Origin of the sequence: Enterobacter cloacae complex sp. SYL001 (assembly GCF_049237025.1) — a bacterium.
Taxonomy (GTDB): Bacteria; Pseudomonadota; Gammaproteobacteria; order Enterobacterales; family Enterobacteriaceae; genus Enterobacter; species Enterobacter intestinihominis.
This window is the reverse complement of the sequence record NZ_JBMKJI010000008.1, coordinates 51,516-68,266: the sequence shown is the minus strand read 5'-3', so window position 1 is coordinate 68,266 and position 16,751 is coordinate 51,516. Positions and strand designations below refer to the sequence as shown.

Annotated in this window: 16 protein-coding genes and 5 tRNA genes; 2 read left to right on the top strand and 19 right to left on the bottom strand. The window is 52.8% G+C overall.

What is annotated here, in order from left to right:
• The first annotated feature begins 287 nt into the window (after window positions 1–287).
• Both ACOTZP_RS10325 and zitB read left to right on the top strand, forming a co-directional pair.
• A complete protein-coding gene (locus ACOTZP_RS10325) occupies window positions 288–647 on the top strand; it encodes a protein YbgS (protein ID WP_022647477.1) in 360 nt (119 codons plus the stop codon).
• A 100-nt stretch (window positions 648–747) separates the two neighbouring features.
• A complete protein-coding gene (gene zitB / locus ACOTZP_RS10320; protein WP_271075267.1) occupies window positions 748–1,686 on the top strand; it encodes a CDF family zinc transporter ZitB in 939 nt (312 codons plus the stop codon).
• Here the strand turns inward: zitB and pnuC are convergent.
• The 19 genes from pnuC to mngB form a co-directional block, all read right to left on the bottom strand.
• Complete coding sequence (gene pnuC, locus ACOTZP_RS10315; RefSeq protein WP_022647475.1) at window positions 1,683–2,402, bottom strand: nicotinamide riboside transporter PnuC; 720 nt, start codon at window positions 2,400–2,402, stop codon at window positions 1,683–1,685. The genes zitB and pnuC overlap by 4 nt on opposite strands.
• Window positions 2,403–2,424: 22 nt before the next feature.
• Window positions 2,425–3,468 (bottom strand): quinolinate synthase NadA, encoded by a 1,044-nt coding sequence (nadA, locus tag ACOTZP_RS10310; RefSeq protein WP_032676358.1) that lies wholly within the window; start codon window positions 3,466–3,468, stop codon window positions 2,425–2,427.
• 330 nt (window positions 3,469–3,798) lie between these two features.
• Window positions 3,799–3,874 (bottom strand) — tRNA-Lys (locus tag ACOTZP_RS10305).
• Window positions 3,875–3,905: 31 nt separating this feature from the next.
• Window positions 3,906–3,981 (bottom strand) — tRNA-Lys (locus tag ACOTZP_RS10300).
• Between the two features lie 41 nt (window positions 3,982–4,022).
• A tRNA-Lys gene (locus tag ACOTZP_RS10295) sits at window positions 4,023–4,098 on the bottom strand.
• Window positions 4,099–4,101: 3 nt separating this feature from the next.
• Window positions 4,102–4,177, bottom strand: a tRNA-Val gene (locus ACOTZP_RS10290).
• Window positions 4,178–4,204: 27 nt separating this feature from the next.
• A tRNA-Lys gene (locus tag ACOTZP_RS10285) sits at window positions 4,205–4,280 on the bottom strand.
• 161 nt (window positions 4,281–4,441) lie between these two features.
• Window positions 4,442–5,230: a cell division protein CpoB gene (gene cpoB / locus ACOTZP_RS10280; RefSeq protein WP_271075268.1), complete on the bottom strand. Its 789-nt coding sequence runs from the start codon at window positions 5,228–5,230 to the stop codon at window positions 4,442–4,444.
• Window positions 5,231–5,239: 9 nt separating this feature from the next.
• On the bottom strand, window positions 5,240–5,761 hold the full coding sequence (gene pal / locus ACOTZP_RS10275; RefSeq protein ID WP_003858578.1) for a peptidoglycan-associated lipoprotein Pal: 522 nt from the start codon (window positions 5,759–5,761) through the stop codon (window positions 5,240–5,242).
• A 34-nt stretch (window positions 5,762–5,795) separates the two neighbouring features.
• A complete protein-coding gene (tolB, locus tag ACOTZP_RS10270) occupies window positions 5,796–7,088 on the bottom strand; it encodes a Tol-Pal system beta propeller repeat protein TolB (protein ID WP_022647472.1) in 1,293 nt (430 codons plus the stop codon).
• Between the two features lie 129 nt (window positions 7,089–7,217).
• Entirely contained in the window at window positions 7,218–8,567 is a 1,350-nt protein-coding gene (gene tolA, locus ACOTZP_RS10265) for a cell envelope integrity protein TolA (protein ID WP_421633704.1), read from the bottom strand.
• A gap of 28 nt (window positions 8,568–8,595) precedes the next feature.
• Entirely contained in the window at window positions 8,596–9,024 is a 429-nt protein-coding gene (gene tolR / locus ACOTZP_RS10260) for a colicin uptake protein TolR (protein ID WP_003858589.1), read from the bottom strand.
• Between the two features lie 3 nt (window positions 9,025–9,027).
• The gene (tolQ, locus tag ACOTZP_RS10255; RefSeq protein WP_022647470.1) at window positions 9,028–9,720 is read right to left on the bottom strand and encodes a Tol-Pal system protein TolQ; all 693 of its coding nucleotides are present in this window, start codon (window positions 9,718–9,720) and stop codon (window positions 9,028–9,030) included.
• The gene (ybgC, locus tag ACOTZP_RS10250; RefSeq protein ID WP_003858593.1) at window positions 9,717–10,121 is read right to left on the bottom strand and encodes a tol-pal system-associated acyl-CoA thioesterase; all 405 of its coding nucleotides are present in this window, start codon (window positions 10,119–10,121) and stop codon (window positions 9,717–9,719) included. Before ybgC ends, tolQ begins: the two co-directional genes overlap by 4 nt.
• 148 nt (window positions 10,122–10,269) lie before the next feature.
• Window positions 10,270–10,560, bottom strand: coding sequence for a cyd operon protein YbgE (gene ybgE, locus ACOTZP_RS10245; RefSeq protein WP_003858596.1), 291 nt, complete (start codon window positions 10,558–10,560; stop codon window positions 10,270–10,272).
• Complete coding sequence (gene cydX, locus ACOTZP_RS10240) at window positions 10,560–10,673, bottom strand: cytochrome bd-I oxidase subunit CydX (protein ID WP_014169181.1); 114 nt, start codon at window positions 10,671–10,673, stop codon at window positions 10,560–10,562. The genes ybgE and cydX overlap by 1 nt, the downstream gene beginning before the upstream one ends.
• 14 nt (window positions 10,674–10,687) lie before the next feature.
• Window positions 10,688–11,827 carry a cytochrome d ubiquinol oxidase subunit II gene (gene cydB / locus ACOTZP_RS10235; RefSeq protein ID WP_022647469.1) on the bottom strand — a complete coding sequence of 380 codons (1,140 nt, stop codon included), beginning with the start codon at window positions 11,825–11,827 and terminating at the stop codon, window positions 10,688–10,690.
• 15 nt (window positions 11,828–11,842) lie between these two features.
• Complete coding sequence (cydA, locus tag ACOTZP_RS10230; protein WP_023299615.1) at window positions 11,843–13,411, bottom strand: cytochrome ubiquinol oxidase subunit I; 1,569 nt, start codon at window positions 13,409–13,411, stop codon at window positions 11,843–11,845.
• A gap of 681 nt (window positions 13,412–14,092) precedes the next feature.
• The gene (mngB, locus tag ACOTZP_RS10225; protein WP_271075269.1) at window positions 14,093–16,729 is read right to left on the bottom strand and encodes a mannosylglycerate hydrolase; all 2,637 of its coding nucleotides are present in this window, start codon (window positions 16,727–16,729) and stop codon (window positions 14,093–14,095) included.
• Between the last annotated feature and the right edge of the window lie 22 nt (window positions 16,730–16,751).

Genomic DNA, 16,751 nt, shown 5'->3' with positions numbered 1-16,751 from the left:
CATATCTTTAGTAATGAAAGCAATGCTTTCAATCTAACTTGTCGGTCACGAAGTGTAAACGGGCTTTTACACTTCGCGCAGATAATTCCTGGAATTCGCCTAAAATACGCAACAAAATAGCGAAAAATGAGATCTCGCCTAAGCTTTTTACTTGTAACGACTGTTTTTAAATATTTATACGCGATTCCATCCTGACATAATTCAGGAATCTGGGATCTTTCGCCACTGAACAAGATGCACTGTTGGAGAATGTTATCCAGCGTAACGATAAGAACAGGAGCACCATGATGAAAATGACGAAACTGACTACGCTTTTCCTGACGGCAACCCTTACCCTGGCAAGCGGTAGCGTACTGGCAGCCGATACAGGCTCCTCCGGCAGCAACGGCGACGCGAATGCCGCTGCCGAAGCGGGCCAGGTTGCGCCGGATGCAAAACAGAATATCGCGCCAAATAATGTTGATAACAGTAATATCAACACGGGCAATACCAACACCGGCGGTACGAATACCGGCACGATGAACCATGACGGTATGAGCACTGACGAAGTTCACAAAAACTCAATGTGTAAAGACGGGAAATGCCCGGACCCGAATGACAAAGTGGGCAGCGATGCCAATACCAAAACGGACGGTACTACCCAGTAACCTTCCGTAAGGTAAAAGAGGGAGAGCGAATGCTCTCCTTTTTTTATTTAAGCTCTTAAAAACGCTACACTAAAAATAATAATAAATCAGGAACGATACCATGGCGCACTCCCACTCCCATTCCCACTCCACTGGCGATGAAAATGCCAAACGGCTTCTGCTGGCTTTTGGCATCACTGCCACCTTTATGATTATTGAGGTGACAGGCGGACTGATCTCCGGATCGCTGGCGCTGCTGGCCGATGCCGGGCATATGCTGACCGACGCTGCCGCGCTCCTGTTTGCTCTGCTGGCCGTGCAGTTTGCCCGTCGCCCTCCCAATGCCCGCCACACCTTTGGCTGGCTCAGACTCACCACACTTGCTGCGTTCGTGAATGCGATTGCACTGGTGGTTATTACCATTCTAATCGTCTGGGAGGCGTTTCAGCGCTTTCGTCATCCACAACCGGTAGCCGGAACGACGATGATGGTGATTGCTATTGCCGGGTTGGTCGCCAATATTCTGGCATTCTGGATATTGCACCGCGGCAGCAGCGAAAAAAATCTGAACGTACGGGCCGCGGCGCTTCACGTGCTGGGCGATCTGCTGGGTTCCGTAGGTGCCATCGTCGCCGCGCTGATCATTATGGGTACGGGCTGGACCCCCATCGACCCGATTCTTTCCGTGCTGGTATCGTGCCTTGTATTACGCAGTGCCTGGCGGCTGTTGAAAGAGAGCGTGAATGAACTGCTGGAAGGCGCTCCCACTTCGCTGGATATTGGCGAGCTAAAACGCAATCTGTGTCGTTCCATTCCTGAAGTCCGTAACGTTCACCACGTTCACGTCTGGCTGGTGGGTGAGAAACCGCTTATGACGCTGCACGTTCAGGTTATTCCGCCCCACGATCACGATGCGTTGCTTGAACGTATTCGGCACTTCCTTGAGCATCACTACGAAATTGCGCACTCCACCATCCAGATGGAGTATCAGCCCTGTAACGGGCCAGACTGTCACCTGAACGAGGCGCAGTCCGGCCACTCACACGAGCATCATCATTAGCGGGAAAGCGCGCGAGAGCCACGCTCACGCGCGCTGTTGATCCACATGCGGCTACCGTTCAGGGCAATGACGGTCAGCAGCATATACTCCAGCGACATGGCATAAACGCCCTGACGGGCAAAAATCACCACGCTAATCACGTTGATGACCACCCACAGCAGCCAGTTTTCAACGTATTTACGGGTCATCAGGATCATTGCGGCAATCGACAGCACCATCATGCAGGAATCCCAGAACGGGAAGGCATCAGGCTGAAGCTCAGGCATCGTCACGTTTAATCCCAGACCCGACATGACCGAGACCGCCACGCGCGTCAGGAAGGCAAATACCGGGTCAATAAAGACGGTCATAAAGCCGATTGCCACCACGCAGGCCGCGAGCCAGGCAATGGCTTTTGGCAACGGCAGCCAGCGGATTTGCAGCTCCGCCTCCTGCTGACTGTTTTGCCGCGACCAGGCGTACCAGCCATAGATATTGGCCGCGAAGAAGAACAGCTGCAGAAGCAGGCTGGCGTAGAGCTGGATCTGGAAGAAGATGATCGCAAACAGCGTGACGTTTATCAGCCCGAACGCATAGTTACTGATCTTCTCAAGGCTGGCCAGCCAGATACAGAGTAAACCGGCCAGCGTACCTACCGCTTCAATCCACGACAGGTCATAGCCGCCCGCACCAATCGGGATATGAACCAGGATGTTCTGTGTGCTAAAAAAATCCATTTTTTCTCCGGGGCGTAATAAGTTAAGTACGTAGTGTAGCCGCAAAATCCAGCATACGGTTAAGCGGAATTAACGCGCCTTCGCGCAGGGCGGCGTCTACGTGGATCTCATGCGCTGCGCCACCGATCTCCAGCCCCTCCGCTATCGCCTTAAGTCCATTCATCGCCATCCACGGGCAGTGCGCGCAGCTTCGACAGGTCGCCCCTTCTCCGGCGGTTGGCGCTTCGAGCAGCTCTTTTTCTGGTACGGCCTGCTGCATTTTATAGAAGATACCGCGATCGGTCGCCACGATGAGCTGCTTGTGCGGCAGGGTTTTTGCCGCGTTTATCAACTGGCTGGTTGAGCCGACTGCGTCCGCCATCTCAACAATCGACTGCGGCGACTCCGGATGCACCAGAATTGCGGCCTGCGGGTATAAGCGTTTCATCCTGGTCAGTGCCTGGGTCTTAAACTCGTCGTGAACGATACAGGCGCCCTGCCAGCACAGCACATCCGCACCGGTCTGTTTTTGTACGTAGTTTCCCAGGTGACGATCGGGCGCCCAGATGATTTTCTCCCCCAGGCTGTCCAGATGTTCAATCAGCTCAACGGCAATACTGGACGTTACTACCCAGTCTGCCCGGGCTTTCACCGCCGCAGACGTATTGGCATAGACCACCACGGTACGGTCAGGGTGGGCATCACAGAAGGCGGTGAACTCATCAATCGGGCAACCGAGGTCAAGAGAACATTCGGCATTCAGCGTAGGCATCAGAATCGTTTTTTCCGGGCTGAGGATTTTTGCCGTTTCACCCATAAAACGAACCCCCGCGACCAGCAGCGTGGAGGCTGAATGCTTAGCACCGAAACGCGCCATCTCCAGGGAGTCTGAGATACAACCACCCGTCTCTTCCGCCAGCTGCTGAATTTCAGGGTCGGTGTAGTAATGCGCCACCATCACCGCATCACGCTCTTTAAGGAGGCGCTTGATTTTTTCACGATAGAACTGCTTCTCATCCCGGCTTAGCGGAGCTGGCTTCGGCGGGAAGGGATAGATTGCGGTTTCGGGATCAAACATTACACTCATTATGGCTTCTCGTTTTACTGGCTTAACAATATTGCCTTTGTTTTGCATGAGATAACAAAAATGAGGCAATGGTGTTTTATATACTAAACAAGATAGCGAATTTGAGGGGGAATGTCATCGGGAATTGATGCCGGTAGCATTTGTCGGCTGGTGGCTTCGCCTTACCCGACCTACAAGGCACTGGCGAACGACAGATAGCAAAAAGGCGCCTTTAGGGCGCCTTTCTACACTGGTGGGTCGTGCAGGATGACTCGGCTTCGCCTCGCCCTTCGGGCCGTTGCTAAAGCAACGTTATCCTTCACGTGTAATATCTGAGTAAGACATTAAAATTGGTGGGTCGTGCAGGATTCGAACCTGCGACCAATTGATTAAAAGTCAACTGCTCTACCAACTGAGCTAACGACCCCTTGCGGGATGTACTTCAAATCTATTCAGGCTGGTGGGTCGTGCAGGATTCGAACCTGCGACCAATTGATTAAAAGTCAACTGCTCTACCAACTGAGCTAACGACCCATTCGGGTGTTGCCTGAATTATCACTCGGAACCAATAAAATTGGTGGGTCGTGCAGGATTCGAACCTGCGACCAATTGATTAAAAGTCAACTGCTCTACCAACTGAGCTAACGACCCGAGTGGTGGGTGATGACGGGCTCGAACCGCCGACCCCCTCCGTGTAAAGGAGATGCTCTACCAACTGAGCTAATCACCCACTCTGTACTGCCGGAACTGCTTTAAGTGGTGGGTCGTGCAGGATTCGAACCTGCGACCAATTGATTAAAAGTCAACTGCTCTACCAACTGAGCTAACGACCCACTTTTGCGCTGCTTTCACGTTGTTTGATATCCCGTGGCAACGGCGGCATATATTACTGATTTAAGAATTCTGCGCAACAAAAATTTCGATGAAGATCACTTAACTGCTTAGGAATCATGCTGCACGACCAGAAATAACGCGATTTCTGGTCATGCGATAATCAACCCATCGAACTCAAACGTTTTTGCGCTTGTTTGGCGCCGTCTGTACCCGGGAATTTCGCAACCACCTGCTGATAAACCGCTTTGGCTTTTGCAGTGTCGCCTTTGTCCTGCATGATCACGCCGACTTTATACATCGCATCCGGCGCTTTCGGTGATTTCGGGTAATTTTTCACCACAGAGGCAAAATAAAACGCCGCATCATCCTTTTTACCCTTGTTGTAATTCAACTGACCCAGCCAGTAGTTCGCATTTGGCTGGTAAGTAGAATCAGGGTACTTCTTAACGAAGTTCTGAAACGCAACGATAGCATCGTCCTGGCGCGATTTGTCCTGTACCAGGGCAATGGCCGCGTTATAGTCCGTATTCGCGTCACCGCTTTGTACAGGCGCTCCAGACGACGCGGAGGCATCTGCCGCAGGTGCAGGCGTCGCCGCACCGCTTTGATCGCCTGCTGCTGGCTGTGCTGTTGCTCCGCCGCTGTTCAGGCTATCCATCTGCAACAAAATTTGCTTCTGGCGCTCCACAACCTGATTAAGCTGATACTGGCTCTCCTGAATCTGACCACGAAGGGAATCAATATCATTCTGGTTATCGGAAAGCTGCTGCTGGAGTTGAGTTAAAAGTTGGCTGTGAGCGTTAGAAATACGCTCGAGTTGTGTAACCCGGTCTTCTACCGAGCCTGAGCCGACACTACTGATTGGTGCCTGAGCAAAAGCGGCCCAGGGGGCCGCTATTCCAACCAGTAACGACAGACTCATCAGATGATGTCTGAAGTTACTGCTCATGCAATTCTCTTAGTAAACGAGTACGGCACGACGGTTTTTGGAGTAAGCTGCTTCGTCGTGACCCAGTACTGCTGGTTTTTCTTTACCGTAAGAAACGATGGAGATCTGGTCAGCAGAAACGCCTTTACCCTGCAAATACATTTTAACAGCGTTTGCACGACGTTCACCCAGGGAGATGTTGTACTCCGGAGTACCACGTTCGTCCGCGTGACCTTCTACGGTGACTTTGTAAGACGGGTTGCTACGCAGGAAGTTTGCGTGCGCATCCAGCATCGCAGCGAAGTCAGAACGGATGTCGTATTTATCCAGATCGAAGTAAACGATGTTGTTCTGCTGTAACTGCTGCATCTGAAGACGCGCTTGCTCTTCAGAAGACATATTGCCATTGCCGTTAGCGTCCATACCGGTGCCGGCACCCATCATGCCTTCGCCGCTCTGGTCATTGCTTGCGTTCTTGTTAGAAGAACACGCTGCGATTGCCATAACAGGCAGAGCGATCATCAGCCCCTTCAGCACTTTGTTCAGTTGCATTTCTAAGATTCCTTTAGTAATCAATTAATTATTATTACAGATACGGCGACCAGGCAGGTGATTTTACCTGTCCATCAGTTGCCGGAAGACGCGCTTTGAAACGCCCATCTGTAGAAACCAGATTCAGCACGGATCCCATCCCCTGAGAAGAGCTGTAGATTACCATGGTGCCGTTAGGTGCCAGACTTGGCGTTTCATCCAGGAACGTTGACGACAGTATTTGTACGCCTCCCGTTACCAGATCTTGTTTGGCAATGTGCTGCTGACCACCCGCAGTGCTGACCATTACCATTGTTTTACCATCGGCACTGACGTCAGCATCCTGGTTCTGAGAACCTTCCCAGGTAATACGCTGCGCTGCTCCGCCGTTGATATTCACTTTATAAACTTGTGGACGACCTGCCTGGTCGGACGTAAAGGCCAGATTCTGGCTGTCCGGGAACCAGGTTGGCTCAGTGTTATTGCTACGACCATCCGTGACCTGACGGATCTGACCAGAACCAATATCCATTACGTACAGGTTCAGGCTACCGGTTTTAGACAGGGCAAACGCCAGTTTGGTACCGTCCGGAGAGAACGCAGGTGCACCGTTGTGACGTGGGAATGACGCAACCTGACGAACAGCACCGTTAGAGAGCGTCTGGATGACCAGCGCGGAGCGGCCGCTTTCGAAGGTGACATACGCCAGCTTAGAGCCGTCCGGAGACCATGCCGGAGACATCAGCGGCTGCGGTGAACGGTGTACGGTGAACTGGTTGTAACCATCGTAGTCAGAGACGCGCAGCTCATAAGGGAACTGGCCGCCGTTGGTCTGTACCACGTACGCGATACGGGTACGGAACGCACCTTTAATACCGGTCAGCTTCTCAAACACTTCGTCACTCGCCGTATGGCCAGCGTAGCGCAGCCACTGCTTGTTCACTTTATAGGTGTTTTGAGCCAGAACGGTACCCGGCGCACCGCCGGTATCAACCAGCTGATACGCAACGTTATAGCCGCCGTCTGGTGCAGGCGTAACCTGACCGACAACTACCGCATCAATACCCAGCGCAGACCATGCAGCAGGCTGAACGTCCTGCGCAGTACCCGGCTGCTGAGGCAGGCGGGAACGATCTAATGGGTTAAATTTACCGCTGTTACGCAGGTCAGCGGCAACGATGCCGCCAATATCTTCAGGCGCAGCGCCCGGGCCTGCCCACTGGAACGGAACGACACCAATCGGACGCGCCGAGTCCACCCCTTGGGTGATTTCGATACGTACTTCTGCGTGCAGTACAGCTGCCCACAGCATTAAAAAACTAACTGCTACACGTAATGCCTGCTTCATCATATCTCCCTTATCTGGGTAACCTTACCCACGATAATTTAGCAGAATGTTAACAAACCCAAATAGACAAAACTACTTATCCTGTTTACGACCATAGACTGTTTTTCATACTTCCGTTAGAAGAGTTGATTACAGCTTAAAGTCCAGTTTGGCATCTTTTATCCTTTCATAAACAGCCTCGCTAGGCGGTTTAGGAATGTTCGCCGATCTGGCTGCGGCCAGCGCAGCCTGACAGAGCGCAGGATCGCCCCCTTCAGACGTCACGCTTTTCAACCTGCCGTCTGGCGCAAGATTGATGTGCAGTACGCATTGCTTGCCCTGATACAGGCCTGCATCAAAGAGTCGGCTCTGAATCGCAACCTGGATCTGTTTGGCATAAGCACTGATATCTGCACCTGTTGCCCCACCGTTGGCTCCGGAGGTACCGCTGTCTTTTGACGGCTGTCCATTTCCTTTCGCCCCACCGCCCGTTTTCGGTGCATTCTTACCGGAACTCAGGTCGCCCAGCAGATCGTCAACTCCTGCGGCTGCAGCAGCTTTCTCAGCGGCAGCGGCCTTTTTAGCAGCGGCTTTTTCGGCTGCTGCTTTCTTATCGGCAGCGGCTTTCTCAGCTGCAGCTTTTTTATCAGCAGCGGCTTTTTCCGCAGCGGCGGCTTTTTCTGCCGCAGCTTTCTCAGCGGCAGCCGCTTTCTTCGCCGCTTCGGCGGCCGCTTTTTTCTCTGCTTCCTGGGCGGCTTTCTTCGCGGCTTCTGCTTCGGCTTTCTTCTGTGCGTCAGCAGCGGCTTTTTTCGCGGCTTCGGCTTCCGCTTTCTTCTTCGCATCAGCAGCGGCTTTCTTCGCGGCTTCTGCTTCGGCTTTCTTCTGTGCGTCAGCAGCGGCTTTTTTCGCGGCTTCGGCTTCCGCTTTCTTCTTCGCATCAGCAGCGGCTTTCTTCGCGGCTTCTGCTTCGGCCTTCTTCTGCGCGTCAGCAGCGGCTTTTTTCGCTGCTTCTGCGGCTACTTTCGCCTGAGCATCTGCCTGCGCCTTAGCGTCTGCTGCGGCTTTGGCTGCCGCCTCCTCCGCCTGCTTCTGCTGTTCCTGCGCTTTCTTCGCTGCGGCTTCAGCCTGTTTCTGCTGCTCCGCCTGCTCTTTCGCGGCTTCCTGCGCCTGCAAACGCTCTTTCTCAAGCTGCTTCAAACGTTCCTGCTCGGCGGCCTGCTTTTCACGCAGCTCTTCCGCCTGCTGTTGCGCCTGTTTTTCACGCTGCTCTTCAGCGCGTTTTGCGCTCGCCTGCTGCTGTTGCTGACGATTATAGTTCTGCACTACCGCACCGGGATCTACCATGACGGCGTCGATGGATGAGCCTCCACCACCGCCCGATGCATCAATGTGCTCATCGAACGAACTCCAGATCAGCGCTGCAAAAAGAATCACGTGCAGCACTGCGGAGACGATTATCGCTCGCTTAAGCTTGTCGTTCTGTTCGGTTGCCTTTGACACTATCGGTTCCCAAAAACTACGCAGATGATCAAATAGGCTGAGTCATTAAGCCAACTGACTTAACGCCCGCGCTATGTAGCAAGTTCAGCGCTTTGATAATTTCATCATATGGTACGTCTTTCGCACCACCGATTAAGAAGACCGTCTTCGGATTTGACTCCAGGCGTCGTTGCGCTTCAGCAATAACCTGCTCTGGGGGGAGCTGATCCATACGATCCTTCTCGACCACCACGCTGTACTGCCCTACGCCGGAAACCTCAATGATGACCGGAGGATCGTCATTGGTGCTTACCGCCTGTGATTCTGTCGCATCCGGCAGATCAACTTCTACGCTCTGGGTGATGATGGGCGCTGTCGCCATAAAGATCAGCAGCAGCACCAGCAGCACGTCCAGTAACGGAACGATATTGATTTCGGACTTGAGCTCGCGACGACCTCGTCCACGCGATCTGGCCATGGTTTACCCCTTGTTGCTCTCGGTGCTGGTAAACGCCTGACGATGCAGAATCGCGGTGAACTCTTCCATAAAGTTGTCGTAGTTCAGTTCCAGTTTATTCACGCGCTGGTTCAGACGGTTGTACGCCATTACCGCCGGAATTGCCGCGAACAGACCGATTGCGGTCGCGATCAGTGCTTCTGCGATACCCGGTGCCACCATCTGCAAGGTTGCCTGCTTCACCGCCCCCAGGGCGATAAAGGCGTGCATGATCCCCCACACCGTACCAAACAGGCCGATATACGGGCTGATGGAGCCAACGGTTCCGAGGAAAGGAATATGCGTTTCAAGATTTTCCAGTTCGCGATTCATGGAAATGCGCATCGCACGCGACGCACCTTCTACCACGGCTTCCGGCGCATGGTTGTTAGCACGGTGTAAGCGAGCGAACTCTTTGAAACCACTATAAAAAATTTGTTCGGAGCCTGAAAGGTTATCACGGCGTCCCTGGCTTTCCTGATAGAGACGAGAAAGCTCTATACCCGACCAGAACTTATCTTCAAACGCTTCGGCTTCGCGGCCAGCGGCATTGAGGATACGCGTTCTCTGGATGATGATGGCCCAGGATGCGATTGAAAAACCAATCAAAATCAACATGATAAGTTTAACCAGAAGGCTTGCCTTCAGGAACAAATCAAGGATATTCATGTCAGTCACTGCTTAAACTCCGCGACAATAGACTTAGGAAGCGCACGAGGCTTCATTATGGTTGGATCAACACAGACAATCAGGACTTCAGCTGAGTTCAGTACCGTGTTCTCTGCATTGACTATCCGCTGCGTGAAAACCAGTGAAGTTCCGCGCATTGATGTAATTTCTGTTTGGACTTCGAGCATATCGTCGAGTCTGGCAGGCGCAAAATACTCAAGCGTCATCTTGCGTACCACGAAGGCAACTCGCTCAGCCAACAGCACCTGTTGACTAAAGTGATGATGGCGCAGCATCTCTGTGCGTGCCCGTTCATAAAAAGCAACGTAGCTGGCGTGGTAGACCACACCACCGGCATCGGTATCTTCGTAATAGACACGTACCGGCCATCGAAACAGCGTTGTATTCACTTTACATCCCGGTAATACAAGAAAAGTTGGAGCTTTCAAACTTCGCTACTATACGCGCGGGAATGATGGTTTGGAATGGGGGAAAGTAAACGGAGAGTAAATTTTTATGGGCTCGGGTAAGCCCATATCATTAACGGACATTTCTTATTCAGAAGAAGAAGAAAATCAAACCGGCGAGAAGAACCAGATCGGCAATCAGCGGGCAGAAGATGCCCTGCCAGTGAAGCGCTTTCGGACGAAAGCCGACACCGTGAATCACACCTGCACACACCGCCCACATAATCAGGAAGCCGTGCCAGATCTCAAGCTCGCTGGTTTTAGCCGCGAAGCGCGACGGGTCCCAGAAGATACAGCCCGCCAGCAGTAATGCCATAATGAGGGAAAGCGCCCGCAGGGGGCGCTTGTCCATTACCGCATATAACGTTGCGATAATATTCATTAGTGCTTATCTTCACCTGCTTTAGACGCTTCTACATGCTCAAGCGCCAGGGCAGTGATGACACCAAATGCACAGGCAAGAAGCGTCCCTAAAATCCATGCGAAATACCACATATTCAGCTCCTTACTTAATACATAGAGTGGGTGTTGCTTTCGATATGTTCTTTAGTGATGCGACCGAACATTTTCCAGTAACACCAGGCGGTGTAGAGCAGGATAATCGGCACGAACACGCAAGCAACGTACGTCATCAGGTTCAACGTCAACTGGCTGGACGTTGCATCCCACATGGTCAGGCTAGCATTCATCATGGTGCTGGATGGCATCACGAATGGGAACATAGCAATACCTGCCGTCAGGATAATGCACGCCAGCGTCAGGGAAGAGAACACGAACGCCATAGCGCCTTTCTCCAGACGAGACATTAACACTGTCAGCAGTGGCAGCAGCACACCCAGAGCAGGGATAGCCCATAGCGCAGGCATATTGTTGAAGTTCACCAGCCATGCGCCAGCCTGACGCGCCACCTCTTTGGTCAGCGGGTTAGACGGTGCGGTATGGTTAATGGCGGAGGTCACCACGTAGCCATCAATACCGTACACGACCCACACGCCTGCCAGCGCGAAGCAGACCAGCGTCACCAGCGCCGCCACCTGAGCGGTCGCACGAGAACGCAGGTGCAGTTCACCTACGGTACGCATCTGGAGATAGGTTGCGCCCTGGGTGATGATCATCGCCACGCTCACCACGCCCGCCAGAAGACCAAACGGATTCAGCAGCTGGAAGAAGTTACCGGTGTAGAACAGACGCATATATTCGTCGACGTGGAATGGTACGCCCTGTAACAGGTTACCGAACGCCACACCAATGACCAGCGGTGGAACGAAGCTACCGATGAAGATGCCCCAGTCCCACATGTTGCGCCAGCGGGTGTCTTCAATCTTGGAGCGGTAGTCAAAACCTACCGGACGGAAGAATAAAGAGGCCAGCACCAGAATCATCGCCACATAGAAGCCGGAGAACGCAGCCGCGTAAACCATCGGCCAGGCAGCGAACAGCGCGCCGCCTGCGGTGATCAGCCACACCTGGTTACCGTCCCAGTGCGGGGCGATGGAGTTGATCATGATTCGACGCTCGGTGTCATTACGACCGAGGAAACGGGTGAGCATGCCCACGCCCATATCGAAACCATCGGTGACCGCAAAACCAATCAGCAGAACGCCGATCAACAGCCACCAGATAAAACGCAATACTTCATAATCGATCATTTGATGACTCCTGTCTTAGCGTGCCGGCTGAGTAGTCGTAACAGACTGCTCGTAGTGGTAGCGACCGGTTTTCAGGCTGCTTGGGCCAAGGCGCGCGAACTTGAACATCAGGAACAGTTCAGCCACCAGGAACAGGGTGTACAGACCGCAAATCAGCAGCATGGAGAAGATCAGGTCGCCTGCGGTCAGGGAGGAGTTCGCTACCGCTGTTGGCAGCACCTCACCGATCGCCCATGGCTGACGGCCATATTCCGCAACAAACCAGCCGGACTCGATAGCAATCCATGGCAGTGGGATACCGTACAGCGCGGTGCGCAGCAGCCATTTTTTCTCACCGATACGGTTACGAATGACTGACCAGAACGAGGCCGCGATGATCAGCAGCATGATAATGCCGCAACCCACCATGATGCGGAACGCGAAGTACAGCGGCGCAACGCGTGGAATAGAGTCTTTGGTTGCCATCTGAATCTGCGCTTCCGTCGCGTCGGAGACGTTCGGGGTATAGCGTTTCAGCAGCAGACCGTAACCGAGGTCTTTCTTCACGTCGTTAAATTGATCGCGAACGGCCTGGTCGGTAGAGCCGGCGCGCAGCTGTTCCAGCAGCGAGTAGGCTTTCATCCCGTTACGGATACGCTCTTCATGCTGCACCATCAGATCTTTCAGGCCAGTCACCTGTTTGTCGACGGAGCGCGTGGCGATAATACCCAGAGCGTAAGGAATTTGAATGGCGAAGCGGTTTTCCTGCGCGTCCTGGTCAGGCACGCCGAACAGGGTAAACGCTGCCGGTGCCGGCTGGGTTTCCCATTCAGCTTCAATTGCGGCGAGTTTGGTTTTCTGCACGTCACCCATTTCGTAACCGGATTCATCACCCAGAACAATAACGGACAGAATCGCGGCCATACCGAAGCTTGCTGCGATAGCGAAAGAACGCTTGGCGAACGCGAAGTCACGGCCGCGCAGCATATAGTAGGAGCTGATGCCCAGCACGAACATCGCGCCGCACACATAGCCAGACGCCACGGTGTGCACGAATTTAACCTGGGCAACCGGGTTCAGGACTAGCTCAGCGAAGCTGACCATCTCCATACGCATGGTTTCGAAGTTGAAATCAGAGGCGATTGGGTTTTGCATCCAGCCGTTCGCCACCAGGATCCACAGTGCGGACAAGTTGGAGCCTAATGCCACCAGCCAGGTTACCGCCATATGCTGGACTTTACCCAGACGGTCCCAACCGAAGAAGAACAGACCTACAAAGGTGGATTCGAGGAAGAAGGCCATCAGACCTTCAATGGCCAGCGGCGCACCGAAAATATCCCCTACATAGTGGGAATAGTAAGACCAGTTTGTCCCGAACTGGAACTCCATGGTCAGACCGGTTGCCACGCCCAGCGCAAAGTTGATACCAAACAACTTGCCCCAGAACTTGGTCATATCTTTATAAATCTGTTTGCCGGAGAGGACGTAAACCGTTTCCATGATGGCCAGCAGGAACGCCATACCGAGCGTCAGCGGCACAAAAAGGAAGTGGTACATCGCGGTCAAGGCAAACTGTAAGCGCGACAGTTCGACTACGTCTAACATTATGACTCCTTGCTCATCGCATGAAGACTCCGAGAGTGAACCCCGTTAGATAAGGATCCACACGCATGCCCCAATACAAAGTTATCTGCTTCCCTTCTTCGTTGCTTATTCTCTACAGGAGGAAAAAGCAATGATGAAAGGTTACAAATACGTTAAGAAAAAACCAAATTGATCCCGTAAATATAATACGCTGCAAAACCCTTACAATAAACAGGTTTTTATTCGAACAGATTTACGTTTTTCGACGGCGATCAATTTATAGCAAAATTACCACTTTTCGGCCATTTTGATCGGGAACAATTTAACGCCTTTTGGAGCCTTTTTCCAAGGATTAAACATTGATTTAAATCAAAAACAGCCGGTACTGTTAATGATGTTTCTTTGTGGCATGGATAGTAAAAACCTTGTTAATAACATGTATATTTAAAGGCATTAATGGTTATAAAAGCCAGAAGATAATATAAACAGTTGTGATTTTTATTAACGCGTGTGAAAAAAGACCTTTTTGCAGGGAGAGAAACATATAATGTTATCCGCTTCACAGTATTTTTCTTCCGCTTTACTACCCGCCTAAAAGATTACATTTCATTCACCTTCGCTAATCTTAAAATTAACACCCTTTAGTGACTATTTGATGAAATAAAGGCCGCAGGGGATGCGGCCTTGATATTGTTCTTGAGATTACCTTTCAATTTTTATGCTGAAGGTCCGTGACTGGCCTGGCCGGAAAGGCCCCGTAATGGCTGAGCCCTCCTCCCCTTGCGCTTTGCACACCTCATTCATGTCCGTTTCGCAACAGGCCTGGACCTCACGGTTCACAGACAAAGCCACGTCACAGGAGCGGGTCTCCGAAGGGTTGTACAGACGAAGAATCATCTCGTCACGATCCTCCGCTTTTTTCAGCGCACTGAGTACACATCCGTTAGGCGCCAGAGTTAGCAGGCTATAGCTACAGGGTGTGGTGAAAGAGGCACGGTTAAGCTTCATCGCATCCCACGGAATTTTGTTATAACAGTGCACTGGCGTTAACCACGACTTCGCCTGCTGCGCAACGCCAGCACTGACGGGCGTACCATTAAAACTGAACAGGCTAAAGCGACAGGTTAACTGACCCCGCATCTGCGAATCAGGCACCGGCATTTTGATCCCGGACGGTCTGCCAGGGCGCAGAAGTAAGTCTTCCTTCCCAAGCAACCCGACGCCGCGAAGCAACGTCAGGGCAAACGTGTTTTGACGCTCACCTGTTACTTCAAATTCGCGCAACCCTTCGGTAAATAGCGCCATCCCGTTACGCCGTTCCTGGAGCACCGCGTAGTTGAGCAGATTCCACACCGGCAGCGGCGCTTCCTTCCATCCCTCCTCCTGCCAGTTTGCCATCGCTTCATCCTGTACAGGGCGCGTCAGCGAACCAAACTGGGTATCGGCTAAGACCGTCTCTGTGGTGAATGGTGTCGGGATCAGAACCCGCACACGGTGGTCATCCGCGTGATTTCCGAGACGTGCCTTGACGTCGATACGTCGGCTGTTATGGCTGAGCGTGACCGTGAGTGCTGCCTCAAGCGTTCCCGTCTGCTGACGCGCAGAACGTTCAGCGAGATCCGCTGGCACCGCCATTCGATGGCGGATCACCGCCCTGCTCTGCCAGGCCTCGTGGATCACCTCAACCTCATGTTCGCCCTGCGCGGAAGAGAGTCTCCACTCTTCCCGTGAAGGCGAGTAGTCGTACTCATCGCCATCATCCGAGCTCTCTTCAATTTCCAGCGCGCGGTCATAGATAAGCCCGGACGCTTTATCGAGCAGACGCAAAGTACCGTCCTCGTTTAACGTTACTTCCCAGAAAGCATTTTCCAGTAACGCCTCCGGCGATTTATCTGGCGTCTGCAGTTTGCCGGCCACGTGCGGCTCGATATAGAGCGTGCGGTAACCCATAGATGGCAGGATCTGGTTGATCTGGATGTCAAACTCCATGAAGGGATCGTAGTTGCCGTAATGCACTATCTGCCGGTCAATCAGCCCGGGGTCTATCTCACGCGCGCTGCGGAGATAATAAGGGATTTCATTTCCCTTTTCGTCCAACAGGCGGAACTGGCTGGCGCGCAGACGTATCGTGGTGTTAATCACTTCCTCACGCGGCCAGGGCGTGAGGTTAAACATCACCAGTTTGTCTTCCTCGCTCTGCGGCATGTTGTCGACAATCTTGCGCATATAGAAGCACGTCAGGTTATCGGCCATGTCTTCCGCCAGCTCAAAGCGTGACATCACCTCGCGATGCACTTTATCGCTGCAGCAGCAGCCGATACTGTCGTGGGCGTGATTCTTGAGGATCTCTTTCCACATTTTTTCCAGCAAGCCGTGGTGATAGTCAAAGCCCAGCGTCCAGGCAAGCGTAGCCAGCGGCTCGAGGACGTTGACGATTTTATTCTCTATCCGGGCGTGGGCGATTTTGATGTCCATCCTCGTGGAGCCGATCGTCCGGTGCACCCGCATATATTTACCGTCAATAAATTCCCCTTTCAGCGTCGCCAGTTCATCGCGGTGCGCATCGATATGGTCAAACACCTCCTCGAAGCGGCTCATCACAAACTGACGCTGCGGGTAGATTTTGCGCAGCTTATCCATCACCGCAAATATGTTCTGCTGGAGCGGCATCTGATCATGGCCGTTAGGCAGCAAAATTTCTTTCGTCACGGAGGCTTTTTCGAGCACCTCGAAGTAGTTGTCGAGCCGTTTGCGCAGTCCGGCTTCATCCTCCGGTAAGTACTTACCAATCGCGTAGCCCAGCGGCAGTACCTGTGCCGTCACTTCGCTGCCGTCCTGGCTTTGCCAGAGAAATTCGGTTTTATCGGTACCGTGCCGCTCGGAACAGCCGCGCCAGAACATGGTGCGCGTGATGCCAAAACCGTTGTAAATGTGTGGCAGCTGGGAAGACATGCCGAAGGAGTCCGGCAGATAGCCAATTTTCATCGGCTCGCCAAAGGCCAGACAGTCGCGCATGCCGTACATCAGATTGCGCACAATCGACTCGCCGGAGACAAGGGTGGTGTCCGTCTGGGTATACCACGGCCCGATAATCAGCTTCCCGGCCGCCACCAGCGCCTTCACGCGTGGCCTGTTTTCCGGTTTCACGGCAAAATAATCTTCCAGCACCGCCGTCTGGCCGTCGAGAACGTAGTATTTATACTCTGCGTCCTGCTCAAGACGGGTGAGGATCTCTTCCATATTATTGACCAGAAGAATACGTGACGCTTCGGTGGTGAAGTACCACTCCCGGTCCCAGTGCATATGTGGCGTGATATGAACGCGAGATACAGCTTTCATCTTCGTTTCCTGTCAGTGCGTG

Excerpts from the sequence above, each read along its gene's own strand:
- ACOTZP_RS10325 (WP_022647477.1), top strand. The coding sequence starts at position 288 with ATGAAAATGACGAAACTGACTACGCTTTTCCTGACGGCAACCCTTACC.
- zitB (WP_271075267.1), top strand. The coding sequence starts at position 748 with ATGGCGCACTCCCACTCCCATTCCCACTCCACTGGCGATGAAAATGCC.
- pnuC (WP_022647475.1), bottom strand. The coding sequence starts at position 2,402 with ATGGATTTTTTTAGCACACAGAACATCCTGGTTCATATCCCGATTGGT.
- nadA (WP_032676358.1), bottom strand. The coding sequence starts at position 3,468 with ATGAGTGTAATGTTTGATCCCGAAACCGCAATCTATCCCTTCCCGCCG.
- cpoB (WP_271075268.1), bottom strand. The coding sequence starts at position 5,230 with ATGAGCAGTAACTTCAGACATCATCTGATGAGTCTGTCGTTACTGGTT.
- pal (WP_003858578.1), bottom strand. The coding sequence starts at position 5,761 with ATGCAACTGAACAAAGTGCTGAAGGGGCTGATGATCGCTCTGCCTGTT.
- tolB (WP_022647472.1), bottom strand. The coding sequence starts at position 7,088 with ATGAAGCAGGCATTACGTGTAGCAGTTAGTTTTTTAATGCTGTGGGCA.
- tolR (WP_003858589.1), bottom strand. The coding sequence starts at position 9,024 with ATGGCCAGATCGCGTGGACGAGGTCGTCGCGAGCTCAAGTCCGAAATC.
- ybgE (WP_003858596.1), bottom strand. The coding sequence starts at position 10,560 with ATGAATATTATCGCAACGTTATATGCGGTAATGGACAAGCGCCCCCTG.
- cydX (WP_014169181.1), bottom strand. The coding sequence starts at position 10,673 with ATGTGGTATTTCGCATGGATTTTAGGGACGCTTCTTGCCTGTGCATTT.
- cydB (WP_022647469.1), bottom strand. The coding sequence starts at position 11,827 with ATGATCGATTATGAAGTATTGCGTTTTATCTGGTGGCTGTTGATCGGC.
- cydA (WP_023299615.1), bottom strand. The coding sequence starts at position 13,411 with ATGTTAGACGTAGTCGAACTGTCGCGCTTACAGTTTGCCTTGACCGCG.
- mngB (WP_271075269.1), bottom strand. The coding sequence starts at position 16,729 with ATGAAAGCTGTATCTCGCGTTCATATCACGCCACATATGCACTGGGAC.